Below are 16,651 nucleotides of genomic sequence, written 5' to 3'. Positions count from 1 at the left end.
GAAGACGGTTAAATACAGAATATGACACTATTTGTTAAATACCCGGGCTAGTTTGCCACTGCCATTGATGGTTATGCTTTTCTCATAAGCAGGTAAGAAAACAGATTCACCTGAATTAATGCATATTTCATCATTACTTGAATGTAAAACTAACTGGCCTTCAATACAGAACAAAATTGAGGCACTATTGTTAGATAGCGCAACTTCCGAGTGGGTTATAGAATATATATTAAATGCAAAATCTTCTACTGGAATATTATATTTCCAGATATTTCCAGATTTTTCGGGAATACTTAATAAATCCTTTGCAAACGTAGGCTTAAAGTCAATGTTAGCAATCAGCTCTGGGATATCTATGTGCTTATTTGTTAACCCAGCACGCAGTACATTATCTGAGTTTGCCATCACCTCTAACCCAACACCTTCTAGATATGCATGTGGCGTTCTGGCATATAAAAACATCGCTTCACCAGGTTCTAATTCAACGATGTTAAGAAGAAGAGGGGTAAATAGCCCATTATCTTCAGGATATAGGCTAACCATTTGCTTTATTGAGTTCCATGGCTCGCCTTGTCGGCTGTTTAAAGCGGCTTTCAATACGCCAAGTGCTAAATCTTTTTGTTCACCTGTTAAATTAAGAATTTGTGCAAATAAACGAGATAACTTTTCTTTTGTTGGGTCTTGAACAAATAATTGGATATCAGGATGTGCAGCTGAAACAAAATCCAGTAATTGCGCGATTTCATTCAGTGGGCGAAACGCGTTCATTGCCTTAAAAGGTGTTAACGCAAAGATTAATTCAGGTTTATGGTTGTCATCTTTATAATTGCGTATTGGGGAATCTAGTGGGATGCCAGCCGAATTTTCTTTAGCAAAACCAACTTCAGCATAAGTTTTGTTTGGATGTACTTGAACAGACAACGGTTGAGCAGCACATAACACTTTAAATAAATAAGGTAAACGATGATAAGTTTGTGCGACATGCTGACCTAAGTAGGCTTCAGGATCACTTTCAATTAAGGCGTTAAGTGGAATACTTTGATTTTTTTCCGCATCGAGAACTTCGGAGCTTGCTTTTGGATGAGCACCCATCCAAAGTTCAGCCATAGGTAAGCTACCAGGGTTTGAAATCCCATATAACTTAGTCAGGGCCGTTTTACTGCCCCAGTCATAGTTTTGGACTTTGTTTATCATTTTAAGCATAGCAAAATTCTCTTTTTCATAAAAATCAACTGATTTCCTTTTCACTACAATACAATAAGCTCGACCAAGTCTCATAAATGAAATTCAATTTGTGGCATTATACTGCTCGGTTATTTGCTTACCTGCAAGCAGATGATTCTAAAATCAATTATTCTGTGTATGTACCTAAGGAGATAGTAATGGCAGCCACTCGCATTGAAAAAGACTCAATGGGACCAATTGAAGTACCTGCTGACCAATTGTGGGGCGCGCAAACGCAGCGTTCTTTAGAACATTTCCGTATATCTGTAGAAAAAATGCCTGTTGCGTTAATTCACGCACTCGCTATCACTAAAAAAGCCGCTGCTAGTGTTAATATGGATCTTGGATTATTAGCTAAAGAGCGCGGCGATGCAATCATTGCTGCTGCTGACGAAGTTTTAGCTGGTAAACATCCAACGGAATTTCCTCTAGCTATTTGGCAAACCGGTTCTGGTACGCAAAGTAACATGAACATGAACGAGGTTTTAGCTAACCGTGGTAGCGAAATTCTCGGTGGTCAACGTGGTAATGATCGTCTTATTCACCCTAATGATGATGTGAATAAAAGTCAAAGTTCAAATGATGTTTTCCCAACGGCAATGCACGTTGCTGCGGTCGTCGCAATCCGCGAACATCTTCTCCCTGAACTGAAAATTTTGCATCAAACATTAGATGCAAAAGCGAAAGAATTTAAAGATATTGTAAAAATCGGTCGTACTCACTTGCAAGATGCAACCCCGTTGACGCTAGGCCAAGAAATTTCAGGTTGGGCTGCAATGTTAGCGCATAATGAAAAACACATTGAAAATTCTGTTCCTCATGTGTGTGAATTAGCGCTAGGTGGTACAGCAGTAGGGACTGGTTTAAATACGCATCCTGAATATGCGGTACGTGTTGCGAAAAAAATCGCAGAATTAACTGGCCAACCTTTTGTTACTGCACCTAATAAATTTGAAGCATTAGCAACTTGCGATAGCCTTGTACATGCACATGGTGCTTTAAAGGGCTTAGCTGCCTCTTTAATGAAAATTGCCAATGATGTTAGGTGGTTAGCATCTGGTCCTCGCTGCGGTATTGGTGAAATATCTATCCCAGAAAATGAGCCAGGCAGTTCAATCATGCCAGGTAAAGTAAACCCGACACAGTGTGAAGCACTGACTATGTTATGTGCACAAGTTATGGGGAATGATGTTGCTGTTAACATTGGTGGGGCATCCGGTAATTTTGAGCTGAATGTATTCCGCCCAATGCTAATTGATAATTTCTTACAGTCTGTTCGCTTATTAGCTGATGGTATGCGTAGCTTTAATGAGCATTGTGCGATTGGAATTGAACCAAATCGTGAGCGTATTGAAAAATTACTTCATGAATCGCTAATGTTAGTGACAGCTTTAAATACTCATATTGGGTACGATAAAGCCGCAGAAATCGCTAAAAAAGCGCATAAAGAAGGACTGACGCTGAAAGAATCCGCATTGAAATTAAACTATTTAACAGAAGAACAGTTCAATGATTGGGTTCGTCCAGAAGATATGGTTGGCAGCATGAAATCTTAAGCTAGCTTATTAAACTGGTTTTATATAACACCCATACTGTTTTACAGATGGGTGTTTTTTTAGCGTTCAATATACAAATTTAAACGTGGTATTAATAGTTCAACTGCTTTTGCTTTGGGCCGATTACGGATAGCAATGTTATTGGCATGGTAATCGGGAAGTTCACCGACTTTAATTTCTGACACCACTTTTTCGAGCGCAAAAACAAATAACGGAGTTGCACAAGCAAACTGAGTTTGTTTCTGTTGTTCTTTATCCCACACACGAGCGATTGGCTGAACTTTGACTGGGCGCTGAGTTTTCAAAACTGCATTGTGAGGTAGGGAGTCAATTAAGCGAATTTCATTTTCCAATTGTAAGCGCCAGTGTTCTCTCGGTAAATGAATAGGGCAGCGGCCACTTTCTAAACTTGCTTGCAAGCGGTCTAGCATTGCTTCTTTTGTGACTTTATTGATAACTTTTTTATTCGCCCAGCCAAAATTTATCGTATCGACATCAATCAATGAGGTGAGGGTTCGGTAGGTATTCAATGTAAGCAGACCATGTAAACTATCACGGATAAATTCGAATCGATGAGGTTCGTTAACTTGCGTAACAATCTCTTTTATTCGAATTTTTAATGCATTGACCTTTAAAATTAAGGAATTAAAGTCACGATAAGTTTGCACATTAGTTTGTATACATATAACACCCGGTAAACGGATAGCGGCTTTGTTGCTGACCTCATCAGGTTTGTCTTGTAAAAACAATAGGTTAATTAACTTCATTGTTTCACTTATTGCATCATAGCCAACTAATGTTTGTACTGGGACTTGTTCTATCTTGTTATTCTCTTCACCTTTAATTACTGAGGGTAACTGGAAGACATGCGCTGTAAATGGAACTTGTTTTGATTGTTCTAATAACAAGAGGCTAAATTGGTTTATTTGTGATTCCAATTCATTGAACGTATTAATTAAATCTTGTTTTTTCATAATTTAGTTACAACATTCAAGAGGGTAATAAACAATAAATAACATAAACTCTCGTGTTTATCTATAAGAAAATCAGAGTCAAAAAGGGCAAGTGGGGGTATTTTAACACTTGCCCCTTTCTTATATAAGCTTTCCTTTGACGTTAATTTATTTCTGTATCAATAACTTGATAAAACGCATTTTGCGTATCATCTATCGTCCAAATGGCTAAAATGACATGGTAACCTTTTTGATTTTTTGGCAATACACACTTGTGCTCAACAGTCTCTTCTGGAAACTCTACGCGTTCAAATTTACAAAATGGCGTTAGTGTAAATTGATTACGAGATAGCAAGGCGTTTGGCTGCCAGTCTGGCTTAGTTATGAAATATTCCCATTTTGTCGTTTTATGTTTTGCCGTGATGCGCCATTTAAACCTAACATCAGGTGAATTTAAGATAACCCGTTGCCATCGATTCGCAGTTTGTATGTCTAAGGGAGAAAAAGCAGCAATACCGGCGCTAGCAATTTTTCCATCAACTGGGCCATATTGAGGAAAACCTTTTTGGCCTTCAATAGATTGCGGTTCATATTGCACCGCTCCGCAGTGGGTATTTACCCCTTGCTTGCAGTAATATGAACGACTTTCAGGGGATTCGACATAGCCATGGGACCAAACAAAAGAACTACAGCATAGGAGTAATGGGGCAATTAAAAATGGTTTTATAGAGAATGGTTTCATTGGGTTTCCTCGTAATTAATAGACTTTTTTATCATCTACTAATCACGAGAAGGTATGGTAGTTTAACCTTTATTAGTTCCTAATCTACTGGTTATAACAAATTGATTTCAAACGGTAAGCAATGACTATGCCGATAAATAATATTCCAGCAATAAATAGCGCAACGCCATTCCAGCCAAAGTGTTGCCAAAATAAGCCACCAACCGTACCTGCAATACTTGACCCAGCGTAATAACTAAATAAATACAGAGAAGACGCTTGTCCACGTGCTCGTTTAGCTCTGCGTCCCACCCAGCTACTCGCTACAGAGTGCGCTGCAAAAAAGCCCGTTGTTAGTATTGTCATTCCTAGCAGCACTAACCAAACATTTGAATATAGTGTGATTAAAATACCAACTAACATCATAGTAATAGACGCTATGAGCACTCGTCCAAGTCCATACTTGTGAATTAAACTTCCCGTTTTAGTCGCACTGTAAGTCCCTGTTAAATAAATAACGGATAACAAGCCAACAGTAGACTGAGAAAAAGAGTAAGGCGCTTCAAGTAAACGATATCCAATGTAGTTATACATTGTGACAAAACCACCCATCAAAACAAAGCCTTCAATAAATAGAAAAGGTAAGCCTTTGTCTCTAAAGTGTAGATGCAAATTAACCCATAGATTCTTAGGTTTTAAAGAACTCGCACGAAAATGCTGAGAAGGGGGCAATAAGCGCCAAAAACCAATAGCCGCGATCAAAGCTAACGAACCTAAAATCACAACGGCAACACGCCATGAATAAAAATCAGCAATCACTCCCGTCACCAAACGGCCGCTCATTCCACCCAATGAATTACCACTAATATATAACCCCATGGATAACGCAACATAACTTGGATGGATCTCTTCACTCAAATAAGTCATAGCGACAGCAGCAACGCCACTTAACGATAAACCAACTAATGCCCTCGCAATTAAGATCCCTTGCCAACTCTGCATGACTGAACTGAGCAGAGTAAATAGTGCAGCACAAGCCAATGCAATAACCATCACATTTTTGCGACCTATTGCATCTGAAATTGGCCCGGTAATCAGTAAACCTAATGCCATCAAGCCAGTACTCAGTGATAATGATAAGCTTGCAGTTGCAGGGGAAATATTAAAATCCTCTGACAGCATAGGTAATATTGGCTGAACAAAATATAGCAAAGCGAATGTGGCAAAGCCCACCGTAAAAAAAGATAAGGTTACACGTAAATACAGCGCATCATCTCTTTGTATATAATGTTTTTTGGGTGTGGTATTTCCCTGCAAGGGTGTTCTTATTCCTTCATTAGGCCGCTCAGATGTGAGGCTATTTTGTGAGTGTTCCATGTTTATTCCTTGTCATACCAACACGTTTGATTTCGATCAAAGAATAGAAACTTTCTAGTTTTTTGTCTAATATATTAATTATTAATAATAATACTTTAAACATATTAATGGGTATTAACCAAAAGATGAGTATAGAACTTAGACATCTTCGATACTTTATTGCTGTCGCTGAAGAGCTTCATTTTGGCAAGGCAGCTGAACGTCTGCATATTTCACAGCCCCCTTTAAGCCAGCAAATACAAATGCTTGAAGAGAAAGTTAATGCAAAATTGTTAGAAAGGAATAATCGAAACGTTGCGTTAACGCCCGCGGGGGCAATGTTCTTAAAAGAGGCATATCAAATTTTAGCTCAAGTCGATGCGGCTGCGACAAAAGCAGCTCGCATGGAAAAAGGCGAACTTGGGGAGTTATCTATTGGATTTACGTCAACTACGCCATTTATGCACAAAGTTACCATGAGTTTACGGCAGTATCGGGAAGCTTACCCTGAAGTCTCTATTCATATGCATCAGATGAATACCAAACAACAGATAGCGCCATTAATTACGGGGCGAATTGATATTGGTATTATGAGAAATACAGTGTTACCAGAACAATTGGATTACCAACTATTATTTAAAGAACCATTTATGGTTGCCGTCTATGAAGGCCATCCATTATTAGAATTTATTGATGTTGGTGTTGATATTCAACAACTTGCTGATTATCCATTCATTTTCTTTGAACGTGATGTTGGTACCGCACTATATGATGAAATAAATCAATTGTTAACATCTGCGGGAGTGGTACCCACCATTTCTCAAGAAGCGGGGGAAGCCATGACCATTTTAGGATTAGTTTCCGCGGGAATGGGAATTTCTGTGATAACAGAATCCTTCACACGAATGAAAATTGATGGTGTAAAATACTTAAAACTCACTAATATTAATGCTTCATCTGAAGTTTGGTTAGTCTACAATACTCGTAGAACGTTACCTGCCGTAGCCAAAAAATTAACAAATCTTTTGATGGCCAACATTGTTGGCAACCAAGAGTGAGCTAGTTCACATTTTCAATGTAAACGAAATCATTCATACACAGATTAAGGCATAATAACTCATTGCTTTATAAAGGAATTGAATTATTACCATGGTGAATCAAACTGGTCACATTGACCAAATCAAACAGTTAAATACGGGTATTGTATATCGTATCATTGATCAACATGGTCCAATTTCGCGTATTGCCTTGTCAAAACAGGCTCAGCTTGCGCCTGCCAGTATCACTAAAATTACACGTGAACTTATGGATGCTCACTTAATCAAAGAGTTAGAGTTTCCAGTGCTTGGTTTACGTGGGCGTCCAGCAGTAGGGCTGGTAATTGAAAGTGAAGGGTGGCAATTTCTAGCGATCCGTATTGAAGGCCAGAAACTGATTATTTCCTTGAAAGAAATTAACGCAGTTACCTTGGCTCAAACAGAATATCCATTCACACCGTTAGGCAATAGTGAATTCATGGATTCGCTTACTGAATTAATCAGTCAATTTTTTGCTAGCCATCAAAAAATATTAGAAAGAGTCACTGCAATTAGCATTCTTATTGATGGTATATTAGATCCTCATACAGGTGTTATTTATCAGCATCCATCTTTTAAAATCCACCAACTGGCCATAGCGGAATCTCTTACCAAGCAAACCGGTTTACCTGTTTATTTACACCCTCCTGTGGATGCTTTAGCGTTAATGGATCATTTCTCTCATCAAGAGAAAAGAAAAGAAAAAAATATTATTTACTTACAGCTACAAGATGTTGTTAATGTCATGGTGCTAAGCCATGGAACAACATTAGATACAAATACCCATCGGCCTATTTTATTCGGCCATACCCAATGTGAACCTTGTAACCATAACTTTTGCTATTGTGGTAGCGATGGTTGCTTAGAAACCCAAACTTCTATTCCTGCAATATTACACCTAGCTGAAAGTTTGCTAATAAACTACCCTGATTCGCATTTTCATCAGAAAAATATCTCAATTGATAACATTTGCTCTGGAGCAATATCAAACGATAGCCTTTGTGTTTATCTTATTAATCAGGTTGCTCAACGGTTGGCAAAACCATTAGGATTGATGGTGAATTTATTGGGGAGCGAGCTAATTTTGGTAAACTCCCCATTGAATCAAGATTCTGAGTTATTTTTAGAATGTTTACATAATCATATAAACAAACATACGATCCCTCTATATTCATCTAATTTAGTAATAGAAAAATCCATATTTACCGTTAAGGATAGTGAAACGTCATTAATACAGAGAGCGTTATATGATGGTTCTCTACTACTACAACTATTACAAGGCTAAAACAATTCGATAATATTTATACTATCGTACACAAAATTGAGCTAACGCAAACTTCTCACTTACCCATTCCAATAAACTGAATCCATATCATTTTTGCAGCTTATTGCTGTATAAGTCTGTCACTTCAGGATAGAAAAAGACCATGATCAATCTATTTGTTACCGGGACAGATACAGATGTCGGGAAGACAGTATCGACGCTTGCCATCCTGCAAGCACTAAATAGCCAAGGAATTAAAGCCGTGGGCTATAAACCTATTGCGGATCAATGCATTGATACCCCTGAAGGAATCAGAAATAAAGATGCATTGCTAATCCACAGTGTTTCTCAAGACCTTGTTTCCTATGATGAAGTTAATCCTGTACGTATCACAGATAATTACAGTCATGAAAATAGCATTGATTTTAATAAAATAAAGCATGGGTTAGACCATTTACATCATCAATGCGATATGGTTGTTATCGAAGGTAATGGGGGATGGCGCTATCTACTTGATGATAATACTTTTTATGCGGACTGGTTAAAAGATCAGCCGGTCGGTGTTATCTTAGTCGTCGGTATTCAACATGGCTGTGTTAATCATGCATTATTAACCGCTGATGCAATTCGAGCCGATGGGTTACCATTAATAGGTTGGATGGCAAACCGCATCAACCCAGGGTTGGCACACTACGCCCAAATAATTGACCGGTTGCAACATCATATTAAGGCTCCATTAATTGGAGAAATTCCATATTTATTGCGCCCTGAAGAAAAAGAGTTAGGGCATTACCTCAATACAGATAAACTGCAAGAACTTATCGCTATTCCTAACTAATTGCTTAATAAGCAATAAAGAAAAAGGGCGCCATCATCAAATAGCGCCCTTGATTCTATCTAAATTGTAACCTAGTGACGAGTATAAATGATTTTATAAGAATCATTTTGGCAGTGCCCGACAACTTGGCCTTTAGACGAGTCAACTTCATCATTAGGCACTGCAACCAAACTAAAGTTATCAGCAGGAACGCCATTATTGATAATCTTTTGTTTGATTTCCTCAATCACACTTTCACATGAAGCTTGGGCAAAAACTGGCACTAGCACCAGTGCAAATAAGGGTAACAACAATTTCTTTTTCATCTTCTCTCCTTGATCAACAGCTCCATAAGACAACCTATTATAAGGTTATGGATTATTAATTGGACGGCCATTACTTACATCAAGGCAACGTTTAGTGCTCGGTTCCCAGTAAGCATTTAGATTGAGGCTTTTTTCGCATTTATCTTTTGCATCAAAAGCCTGATCTACTTTATCAAACTCTTTTTCGGTACGAGTATTAACCTTTTTGCGCAACATACGGGTATCATCCCATTGTTCCTTTTCTTGACGCGCTTGCTCTTTATTAAGAGAGTCATCGCCTTTGCCCACAGAAACGCAAGTACTGCCTGCAGTGCATGATGTCGTGGATTGTGCCGCAGAAGACGATGTAGCCCAAAGTAAAGGGAGACATAAACAAATCGCAGTTAAGCCAGTTTTCAACATTTTGTGTGAACTCATGTAAATTCCTTACTAAACAGGACCGATAACCTGAGTATAGCTAAAAAAGTGTCAGTGCGTCTGTATAGAATAGTACTAAAAATTAAATCTGTTTATGTACTGTTAAACCTGCAAAAGTTTGGCAAACAGGCATCAATTCTAATGTATTTACATTCATGTGTGCAGGTAATGTGGCAACCCAGTATACCGTTTCCGCGATATCTTCAGGGGTTAGAGCGTCAGCGCCTTGATAAGTACTAGCCGCTTTATCATCATCTCCTTTAAAGCGAATATTTGAGAATTCTGTTCCACCGACTAGGCCTGGTTCAATATCAGTCACTCGGATTTTTTTCCCCTGTAAATCAGCACGCAAACCAAGTGAAAACTGTTTAACAAAGGCTTTGGTTGCACCGTAAACATTGCCACCTTTGTAAGGCCAGCTCGCCGCCGTAGAGCCAATATTAATAATATGGCCATGATTTTCGGCTACCATGTTTTGCAGCACTTCATAAGTCATATTCACTAAACCTTTAGTATTTGTATTAATCATAACGTCCCAATCATCAGGATTGGCGTCAAATGCGGGTTCTAAACCTAACGCTAAACCTGCATTATTCACTAAAACATCGATTTTTTTGAGGTGTGCAGGTAAATTTGCAATCGCATTATGGATGGCTTTTCTATCTTGGATATCTAAAGTTAACGGATAAAATTTATCACCTAACTCTTTATGGAGGGCTTCTAAACGCTCTGTTCTACGTCCTGTACCAATAACAGTGTAATTATGTTTGATAAATCGACGGGCAATTGATTCACCAAAACCAGAAGAAGCACCCGTTACTAAAATAATCATTGAAAACCTCATAGTTGTTATTGTCGTGCTAGCGTGATTTCATTTTAACGCTATCTATTGGGAACCACAAAAATTGTTACAACCCCAATATTTGTTTGTCTTTTGGGTAGCTCAATGTATAACTGAATGAGATTTGCTTTTCTTCATTAGGTTCTAAGGTGATATCCCATGTTATTTCACCGGTGCTTTTGTTGGTGACCGCATTTTATCCTCTATTGCAGACACTTTTATATCGCTATCCTCACTTACTCGTGCTTTTTAGTGAGTAAGGTAGGGCGATTTGGTAATTTAAATTGATACTGTTATTAGACGTTGTAACAAAGTCTGCTATACCTGAATTGATTGTCTTCTTCTTTTCACTAACTGGCTTTTTCGCATCGATAGATAAGACAATTTGGCTTTGTTCGCCAATTGAAGAGGGCATATTTTCCTCAATTTTTGTCTGCAATAACGTGGCTTTTTCTTGCAGTTCAACTAATTCCAGCTGGTGTTTTTGTTGCTCTTGTAAAATATTAGACATCTGCTGACGAATATTTGGGCTGATTCTTCGAGTGTTTGCTTTGTGTTTTCCCCAAAAAAGCGGTGGTCTTTCAATAAACTTAAATTGGATATATTTTTTATTTGAAAAATGCCTATAAATGAAGACATAAGCATTTTATATGGCTGTTATTTAAGACATTGCTTTTGAAAGTATCTTAATATTTATCTTTCTTGTGGGGCTATCTTTCCCAAGAATATCATCTAATTTTACAATGCATGAACGATATTCTTTCTTAATTTCGTTTGGAATGCATCTAAAGCCACCTGCAATATAGTCAGAGATTATGTTTTTGTACTTGTCGTACGTTTTCGTACGGTTGGGTTTCAGGCTCCTTATATGGTATTTTCAGATGATTTATACTTGGTTTTTAATATATTAATTAAAATAACTAATGGTATCAGGTAAGTAGCATGGCTGATTTTTTTAAGGCAATGATAAGCTTAATGTTCTTGGAAATTTTCATGTGGGTGAATATATTTATTTCAGTCTTCATATCAATATCAATATATTTTTCCCTTCAGAATCTTGGTTTCGACAGCGCTGGAACAGCATTAATTTTATTCTTAATATCATTTATAGGATTATTTCACATAAAAAATGTTATTTGTAAAAAACTCAACATAAAAAAAGATAATTAATTTTTTGTTAAGACCTTCAAGCTTTGATTACGCTAAGGTTTCGCTGATGAACTCGCCAACGTGTAGCGGGTTATGCAGATGATGGAAATAACATCGATTTAGAGCCTAAACAAGCCAACACGATTAACCAACCAGAACACTGGATTTTTTCATTTCACACTTAGGTTCGTATAATGCATATTATGTTAAATAGAATATAGTGACTCAATAAATGCCATAACATGGCTTACTCCAAGTACACATCTTCATCCCTATCGGTCCGATAGCCTATTTTAAAAATTGAATAACTTAATCTTCACAAATGTATCCTTGGCATCTAAAACCTTTCCATCTTTACTTACTGGTAATATCAATCCAATTTCTGAATGCGTCTCCTTATCTACTAATATGGAACGTGGCTTATTAGACTCAAAAATAGATAAAAGCGGCTAACAAAATTGTTGCCGCTTGGTCATATAAAAATCTTTAATTCTCTATAAGAAAGTCTTTTCTCATCGGGACAAATATATCTAATATTTCCCCACTTTCTAAACATTCACATTGGTGTTTTTCATTAGATGGAATATAAATAACATCACCACTATTAACTCTATTTTCTATTAAACCAACACGATAATTAAATGAGCCGGATATGATATAACTCATCTGTTCGTGTGGATGTTCGTGAAGTTCACCAATTGTTCCTGTAGTTAATGACACCTTTGCTATCATCATGTTTTCACTACCAAAAAATACCTTCCGTAATGTTCCAGGCGAAATATTCTTGGCATTTATAGTCTTATCGAAAATAAACATTATTTAAAATCCAATATTTTTGTTCTGCGGTTATTTATTTTATATTAACGCACTTGTTCTTCATTGTTTTCGATGGGTACAATTGGCTTAATATCTCTTAACATAATTAAATAAACCAATGCGCCTATAGCACAAGCAATTCCTGAAACAATTAAAGCCCATATAAATGATCCCGTTGCTGCAATAATATACCCTGTTACTATTGGGCCTAATATTCCACCGCAGTTAGATACAGCACTTTGCATGCCACCTAATACTGAAGTCATATTGCGTGGGGCGACATCTCCCGGTAAAGACCAAATAGCAGATGCGGCAAATGCAAGAGCAGCGTAAGATAAACATAATAATGTCATCATTAACGTCACTGATTCAACTAAGCCTGAAAATGCAATACTCGTAGCAATTAACATTCCTCCTACAATCGGGATTTTGCGAGCGAGGCTGACATTATTATATTTGATAAACAAATAGTCAGTAACCCAACCGCCCAACCACTGCCCAGCAATACCACATAGTGGAGGGAGCATTGCTGCAAACCCCATTTCTTCAAGGCTCATCCCCCGCTCCATCATTAAATAAGCAGGAAACCAAGTAATAAAGAAATAGCTACAGGGCTCTCTTTACGCAGCACTTTGAAGTCTTCAATATCATCAGGTCGTAAAGCTTCTTCAAACCAACCTACCTGATATTCAGCTAACATGTGTGAGGTTTGGATTGCCCATTTTAAGCCATTCGGCCAATATGCATCGCTCGCTCCTGCATCAACAAATAGTTGGGAATCTTGCCCTGCTGCATCCCTTGCAGCTTCAACAATTGCGCGGTCTAATTGTTGGTCATTACAGCGGCCAAAAGGTCCCCAACCAATTTTGAATGCTTTAAATCCTAATGACTTATATTCTAGGATCACCTTGTGCATAACATCTGGCTTTTCCATCAGCAACGAACAATAAGGTTGAACTTTTGACCGGTAGTTCCCTCCTAATAGAGTGCTTACTGGTAGCCCTGTTGCTTTACCTAGAATATCCCACAGTGCAATGTCGATCCCACTAATTGTGTGTGTTAGTGTACCTCCACGTCCCATCCAAAAAGTATTTTGTCTTAACTTTTCAGATACTCGCTCCGGCTGTAACGCACTTTCACCAATACATAAAGAAGCTAACACTGGGATAGCAGCTTCAACCAAACGACCATCAGTAAATACACTACCATAGCCTGTAATACCCATTACTGGCAGCCTATTAAAGCGAGAACACTGACTGACGATGTAGTTGACAGATTGGTTGAGGCCGCCACTCGTGGTTATATTTTGCCCGGTGATCGTATTGTTGAAAAAGAAATAGCGGAAAAAATGAACGTAAGCCGCGTTCCTGTTAGAGAAGCTCTTCGCGTTCTCGAAAGCCAAGGTATTGTTATCAATGAGCCTTTTAAAGGCATTCGCATGGCACCCGTTTCTGAAGCACGTCTTGATGAGCTTATAGAGGTAAGAGTTCTATTAGAATTACATGCCGTCAGGCGATTTATTTCTCAGGAAAAACATTTAGATACGCAATGTATTACTGAATTAACAGAATGCATTAATCAAATGACCAAAGCGGCAACACTCGAAGATAGCTATCTTTTTTCTCTAAGCGATGTCCATTTTCATCGTACATTATGTGAACTAAGCGGTAATAAGACATTAACGTCTTTATGGGAAAATGTGGCAAAACAACTCACTATTATTATTGGAATATCAACATTCACTAAGCCAATGGAAGAAATTATCCAAGAACACCATGTGCTATTAGACAAAATTCGTACGGGTGATTTACCGCTATTAGAAAAAGAAATTAAAGAACATATCCGTAATCAAAATAAAAAAGTTAATTTTAATCTAGCCGTCGATAAAAAAAGAGAACAATAGAGCCACCAGCAATAATAGTCGACGACTTTTTTAAGGTCGTTTCATAATTTTTATTGAGCGAGTTTTTTGGCTATATCCTAGCGTATTGTGCGAACCGCCCATCTCCGTATGGTATTTTCCTGTATAATTATCGCCTTCGTAAAAACGGACAATCCAGCCGTCAGGGATAGTATAAGAGGCTATTTTATCTGAGAAATGGTGACGGGAAAGATACGGAATATCGTCAAATACTTCAATATAATCGCCCTTTTGCCAGGATTTAGCGTAAACAATTAGGCTTTCTTCAATATATTGATCACCAAACGATAATTTACTGGTGCTGCATTTCGCATCTTGAGCTTTACAAAAAATACTACCTTGCCCTTGCCCTAATTCACAGCGTCGAGAGGTTTTGTGTCGCGCTGTTTGTTCAGACATTGCAGCTTCTGCATAGAAATTAGAAAAAGGAGATAAAGCGCAAACATGCACAACAACAGAATCATTACGGGATGGTTTCCCATGATAATTAGATTTTGCGACAGTAAAACTACTGAATAACAATAATAATAACGCAATCTTTTTCATTTTTGAGGTCTTTTAATGATTTGAATAGCGTAAAATTACAATTACTTAATGCAAATCACTAGCGGAACACTCTGATTAAAAATTAGCGATACCCTCTTTTATGATTTTGAGAAGACCAACTGTAACTTGCATCGCTGGGAACTAACTTATCTTTTTTCTTTTCTGCACGTAATTTTTTCGTTTGCTTTTCGACTTCTTGAGATATTTCGGTAATGATTTGTTTTCTTACTTTGCTCTGCTCGGAATTTGTTAATTCACGGCCAAGTTTTTTCCTTTCTTGAGCAAGCCTTGTACGCACTTGGATTTTTTGAGTTTCGGTCATTTCTTGAATCGTTAACATCTTCATTGTATTACCCCTTACTCATATTAAAATACCTAACAACAATATATCATTATTAGGCAATAAAACACTAACCATTGTTTTAAGCCTAACATTAATGCCAAGCAATAGGATTAAGAGTATAGTAACCTCATTGCAACTTTAAAGAATCTCGCTGTTATTATGGAATTAACCTCGTCTTCGCAAAATATTCGCCAAATCTTAACTACTGACACACCACTCATCGATGTCAGAGCTCCTATCGAATTTCAACAAGGGTCGATGCCTAATGCGATTAACCTTCCGTTGATGAATGATGATGAACGTGCTGCCGTTGGTACATGCTATAAACAACAAGGTTCTACTAAAGCCGTTGAGTTAGGCCACCAACTTGTCAGTGGTGATATTAAAATTGCGCGGATCACAGCGTGGAAAGAAGCCTGCCAACAAAATACCCATGGTTATATTTGCTGTGCGCGTGGTGGAATGCGCTCCCATATCGTGCAATCGTGGCTAAAAGAGGTGGGAATTGAATACCCTCTTATTAACGGTGGATATAAAGCTTTACGACAAACCGCAATTGATGCCATCAATGAACTGGTCCAGCGCCCTATCATTTTAGTGGGCGGCTGTACCGGTAATGGTAAAACCACTTTAGTCCATCAACTCGCGAACGGAATTGATTTAGAAGGTCTCGCACATCACCGAGGTTCTTCTTTTGGCCGTACATTACAACAACAACACTCCCAAGCCACGTTTGAAAATTACTTAGCGGTCGCTTTATTGAAGAAAGCCCAATACTGTCAACATTGGGTACTGGAAGATGAGGGACGTGCCATTGGTGCAAATAGCCTACCTCTTGAACTACGCACACAAATGGAAAAAGCGCCAATCGCTATTATTGAAGACCCCTTTGAGCTACGTCTTGAGCGTTTAAAATATGAATATTTTGATCGTATGACGCAAGATTTTTTAGCAACTTTTGGTTTTGAGCGAGGCTGGCAGGAATATAGTGACTATCTGCACCATGGCCTATTAGCCATTCGCAAACGTTTAGGCTCACAGCGGACAATCGAATTAACCCATTTACTTGATCTTGCTTTAGCAGACCAAAAAACAACCGGTGATACCCAAACACATTTTTCGTGGTTAATTCCATTGTTGAATGAATACTATGACCCAATGTATTGCTATCAATTAAGTAAAAAGCAGCATCGCATCATTTTCCGTGGTAATTATAAAGAAGTTGAACATTGGCTAACTGATCAACAATGATGCATTTTCTTTCACCACAAATAGCCTCATCGTATGGAGTCTGAGGCTATTTTATATCGTAATGGCTTGAACAT

19 protein-coding genes are annotated in these 16,651 nt (G+C 38.0%); 6 read left to right on the top strand and 13 right to left on the bottom strand.

Features of this window, described 5'->3' with window-relative positions; translation table 11 throughout:
* Positions 1 to 27: 27 nt before the first annotated feature.
* Positions 28 to 1,203, bottom strand: a complete 1,176-nt coding sequence (manA, locus tag SJ312_RS04705; RefSeq protein WP_096863809.1) for a mannose-6-phosphate isomerase — start codon at positions 1,201 to 1,203, stop codon at positions 28 to 30.
* A 179-nt stretch (positions 1,204 to 1,382) separates the two neighbouring features.
* Between manA and fumC the strand changes: the two genes are divergently transcribed.
* Positions 1,383 to 2,780, top strand: a complete 1,398-nt coding sequence (gene fumC / locus SJ312_RS04700) for a class II fumarate hydratase (protein WP_036957725.1) — start codon at positions 1,383 to 1,385, stop codon at positions 2,778 to 2,780.
* Between the two features lie 59 nt (positions 2,781 to 2,839).
* Here the strand turns inward: fumC and tus are convergent, their stop codons facing one another.
* The 3 genes from tus to SJ312_RS04685 all read right to left on the bottom strand — a co-directional run bounded on the left by tus (position 2,840) and on the right by SJ312_RS04685 (position 5,831).
* On the bottom strand, positions 2,840 to 3,754 hold the full coding sequence (tus, locus tag SJ312_RS04695; RefSeq protein ID WP_319867073.1) for a DNA replication terminus site-binding protein: 915 nt from the start codon (positions 3,752 to 3,754) through the stop codon (positions 2,840 to 2,842).
* Positions 3,755 to 3,896: 142 nt separating this feature from the next.
* The gene (locus SJ312_RS04690) at positions 3,897 to 4,475 is read right to left on the bottom strand and encodes a lytic polysaccharide monooxygenase (RefSeq protein ID WP_153673386.1); all 579 of its coding nucleotides are present in this window, start codon (positions 4,473 to 4,475) and stop codon (positions 3,897 to 3,899) included.
* An 84-nt stretch (positions 4,476 to 4,559) separates the two neighbouring features.
* Complete coding sequence (locus tag SJ312_RS04685) at positions 4,560 to 5,831, bottom strand: MFS transporter (protein WP_004254299.1); 1,272 nt, start codon at positions 5,829 to 5,831, stop codon at positions 4,560 to 4,562.
* A gap of 125 nt (positions 5,832 to 5,956) precedes the next feature.
* On the opposite strand from SJ312_RS04685, the gene SJ312_RS04680 reads away from it, so the two are divergent.
* The 3 genes from SJ312_RS04680 (at position 5,957) to bioD (ending at position 8,988) form a co-directional block, all read left to right on the top strand.
* Complete coding sequence (locus tag SJ312_RS04680) at positions 5,957 to 6,868, top strand: LysR family transcriptional regulator (protein ID WP_036957727.1); 912 nt, start codon at positions 5,957 to 5,959, stop codon at positions 6,866 to 6,868.
* A gap of 91 nt (positions 6,869 to 6,959) precedes the next feature.
* A complete protein-coding gene (locus tag SJ312_RS04675; protein WP_319867071.1) occupies positions 6,960 to 8,171 on the top strand; it encodes an ROK family protein in 1,212 nt (403 codons plus the stop codon).
* A gap of 142 nt (positions 8,172 to 8,313) precedes the next feature.
* Entirely contained in the window at positions 8,314 to 8,988 is a 675-nt protein-coding gene (bioD, locus tag SJ312_RS04670; RefSeq protein WP_004254308.1) for a dethiobiotin synthase, read from the top strand.
* A 71-nt stretch (positions 8,989 to 9,059) separates the two neighbouring features.
* Here the strand turns inward: bioD and SJ312_RS04665 are convergent, their stop codons facing one another.
* The 7 genes from SJ312_RS04665 to SJ312_RS04635 form a co-directional block, all read right to left on the bottom strand.
* Entirely contained in the window at positions 9,060 to 9,293 is a 234-nt protein-coding gene (locus SJ312_RS04665) for a DUF1161 domain-containing protein (RefSeq protein ID WP_036957728.1), read from the bottom strand.
* 45 nt (positions 9,294 to 9,338) lie between these two features.
* The gene (locus SJ312_RS04660) at positions 9,339 to 9,710 is read right to left on the bottom strand and encodes a DUF1283 family protein (RefSeq protein ID WP_036957730.1); all 372 of its coding nucleotides are present in this window, start codon (positions 9,708 to 9,710) and stop codon (positions 9,339 to 9,341) included.
* Positions 9,711 to 9,792: 82 nt separating this feature from the next.
* A complete protein-coding gene (ydfG, locus tag SJ312_RS04655; protein ID WP_110591739.1) occupies positions 9,793 to 10,542 on the bottom strand; it encodes a bifunctional NADP-dependent 3-hydroxy acid dehydrogenase/3-hydroxypropionate dehydrogenase YdfG in 750 nt (249 codons plus the stop codon).
* A 241-nt stretch (positions 10,543 to 10,783) separates the two neighbouring features.
* A complete protein-coding gene (locus tag SJ312_RS04650) occupies positions 10,784 to 11,062 on the bottom strand; it encodes a hypothetical protein (protein ID WP_319867069.1) in 279 nt (92 codons plus the stop codon).
* A 1,124-nt stretch (positions 11,063 to 12,186) separates the two neighbouring features.
* Entirely contained in the window at positions 12,187 to 12,516 is a 330-nt protein-coding gene (locus tag SJ312_RS04645) for a cupin domain-containing protein (protein ID WP_319867067.1), read from the bottom strand.
* A gap of 44 nt (positions 12,517 to 12,560) precedes the next feature.
* Positions 12,561 to 13,073, bottom strand: a complete 513-nt coding sequence (locus tag SJ312_RS04640) for an MFS transporter (protein ID WP_319867066.1) — start codon at positions 13,071 to 13,073, stop codon at positions 12,561 to 12,563.
* A gap of 14 nt (positions 13,074 to 13,087) precedes the next feature.
* Positions 13,088 to 13,741, bottom strand: a complete 654-nt coding sequence (locus SJ312_RS04635; RefSeq protein ID WP_319867065.1) for an enolase C-terminal domain-like protein — start codon at positions 13,739 to 13,741, stop codon at positions 13,088 to 13,090.
* Here SJ312_RS04635 and SJ312_RS04630 point away from each other — a divergent pair.
* On the top strand, positions 13,706 to 14,419 hold the full coding sequence (locus tag SJ312_RS04630; RefSeq protein ID WP_319867246.1) for a GntR family transcriptional regulator: 714 nt from the start codon (positions 13,706 to 13,708) through the stop codon (positions 14,417 to 14,419). The two genes, SJ312_RS04635 and SJ312_RS04630, sit on opposite strands and share 36 nt — an antisense overlap.
* Before the next feature lie 30 nt (positions 14,420 to 14,449).
* Here the strand turns inward: SJ312_RS04630 and SJ312_RS04625 are convergent, their stop codons facing one another.
* Both SJ312_RS04625 and SJ312_RS04620 read right to left on the bottom strand, forming a co-directional pair.
* The gene (locus SJ312_RS04625; RefSeq protein WP_094960555.1) at positions 14,450 to 14,983 is read right to left on the bottom strand and encodes a beta/gamma crystallin-related protein; all 534 of its coding nucleotides are present in this window, start codon (positions 14,981 to 14,983) and stop codon (positions 14,450 to 14,452) included.
* Positions 14,984 to 15,065: 82 nt separating this feature from the next.
* Positions 15,066 to 15,329 (bottom strand): DUF3811 domain-containing protein, encoded by a 264-nt coding sequence (locus tag SJ312_RS04620; protein ID WP_004254327.1) that lies wholly within the window; start codon positions 15,327 to 15,329, stop codon positions 15,066 to 15,068.
* Between the two features lie 156 nt (positions 15,330 to 15,485).
* Between SJ312_RS04620 and mnmH the strand changes: the two genes are divergently transcribed.
* A complete protein-coding gene (gene mnmH / locus SJ312_RS04615) occupies positions 15,486 to 16,577 on the top strand; it encodes a tRNA 2-selenouridine(34) synthase MnmH (protein WP_319867063.1) in 1,092 nt (363 codons plus the stop codon).
* The last annotated feature ends 74 nt before the right edge of the window (positions 16,578 to 16,651 follow it).

The sequence above is a fragment of the Providencia sp. CIM-Carb-044 genome (genome assembly GCF_033901115.1).
GTDB classification, from domain to species: domain Bacteria; phylum Pseudomonadota; class Gammaproteobacteria; order Enterobacterales; family Enterobacteriaceae; genus Providencia; species Providencia hangzhouensis.
Note: the sequence above shows the minus strand (reverse complement) of the source record. Positions and strands in the feature narration are given on the sequence as shown.

What these genes read in the sequence shown, in the direction of transcription:
- SJ312_RS04635 (WP_319867065.1), bottom strand. Translation starts at nt 13,741, where the DNA reads ATGGGTATTACAGGCTATGGTAGTGTATTTACTGATGGTCGTTTGGTT.
- ydfG (WP_110591739.1), bottom strand. Translation starts at nt 10,542, where the DNA reads ATGATTATTTTAGTAACGGGTGCTTCTTCTGGTTTTGGTGAATCAATT.
- SJ312_RS04675 (WP_319867071.1), top strand. Translation starts at nt 6,960, where the DNA reads ATGGTGAATCAAACTGGTCACATTGACCAAATCAAACAGTTAAATACG.
- mnmH (WP_319867063.1), top strand. Translation starts at nt 15,486, where the DNA reads ATGGAATTAACCTCGTCTTCGCAAAATATTCGCCAAATCTTAACTACT.
- tus (WP_319867073.1), bottom strand. Translation starts at nt 3,754, where the DNA reads ATGAAAAAACAAGATTTAATTAATACGTTCAATGAATTGGAATCACAA.
- bioD (WP_004254308.1), top strand. Translation starts at nt 8,314, where the DNA reads ATGATCAATCTATTTGTTACCGGGACAGATACAGATGTCGGGAAGACA.
- SJ312_RS04660 (WP_036957730.1), bottom strand. Translation starts at nt 9,710, where the DNA reads ATGAGTTCACACAAAATGTTGAAAACTGGCTTAACTGCGATTTGTTTA.
- SJ312_RS04650 (WP_319867069.1), bottom strand. Translation starts at nt 11,062, where the DNA reads ATGTCTAATATTTTACAAGAGCAACAAAAACACCAGCTGGAATTAGTT.
- SJ312_RS04685 (WP_004254299.1), bottom strand. Translation starts at nt 5,831, where the DNA reads ATGGAACACTCACAAAATAGCCTCACATCTGAGCGGCCTAATGAAGGA.
- SJ312_RS04665 (WP_036957728.1), bottom strand. Translation starts at nt 9,293, where the DNA reads ATGAAAAAGAAATTGTTGTTACCCTTATTTGCACTGGTGCTAGTGCCA.
- SJ312_RS04690 (WP_153673386.1), bottom strand. Translation starts at nt 4,475, where the DNA reads ATGAAACCATTCTCTATAAAACCATTTTTAATTGCCCCATTACTCCTA.
- fumC (WP_036957725.1), top strand. Translation starts at nt 1,383, where the DNA reads ATGGCAGCCACTCGCATTGAAAAAGACTCAATGGGACCAATTGAAGTA.
- SJ312_RS04645 (WP_319867067.1), bottom strand. Translation starts at nt 12,516, where the DNA reads ATGTTTATTTTCGATAAGACTATAAATGCCAAGAATATTTCGCCTGGA.
- SJ312_RS04640 (WP_319867066.1), bottom strand. Translation starts at nt 13,073, where the DNA reads ATGAGCCTTGAAGAAATGGGGTTTGCAGCAATGCTCCCTCCACTATGT.
- SJ312_RS04620 (WP_004254327.1), bottom strand. Translation starts at nt 15,329, where the DNA reads ATGAAGATGTTAACGATTCAAGAAATGACCGAAACTCAAAAAATCCAA.
- SJ312_RS04680 (WP_036957727.1), top strand. Translation starts at nt 5,957, where the DNA reads ATGAGTATAGAACTTAGACATCTTCGATACTTTATTGCTGTCGCTGAA.
- SJ312_RS04625 (WP_094960555.1), bottom strand. Translation starts at nt 14,983, where the DNA reads ATGAAAAAGATTGCGTTATTATTATTGTTATTCAGTAGTTTTACTGTC.
- manA (WP_096863809.1), bottom strand. Translation starts at nt 1,203, where the DNA reads ATGCTTAAAATGATAAACAAAGTCCAAAACTATGACTGGGGCAGTAAA.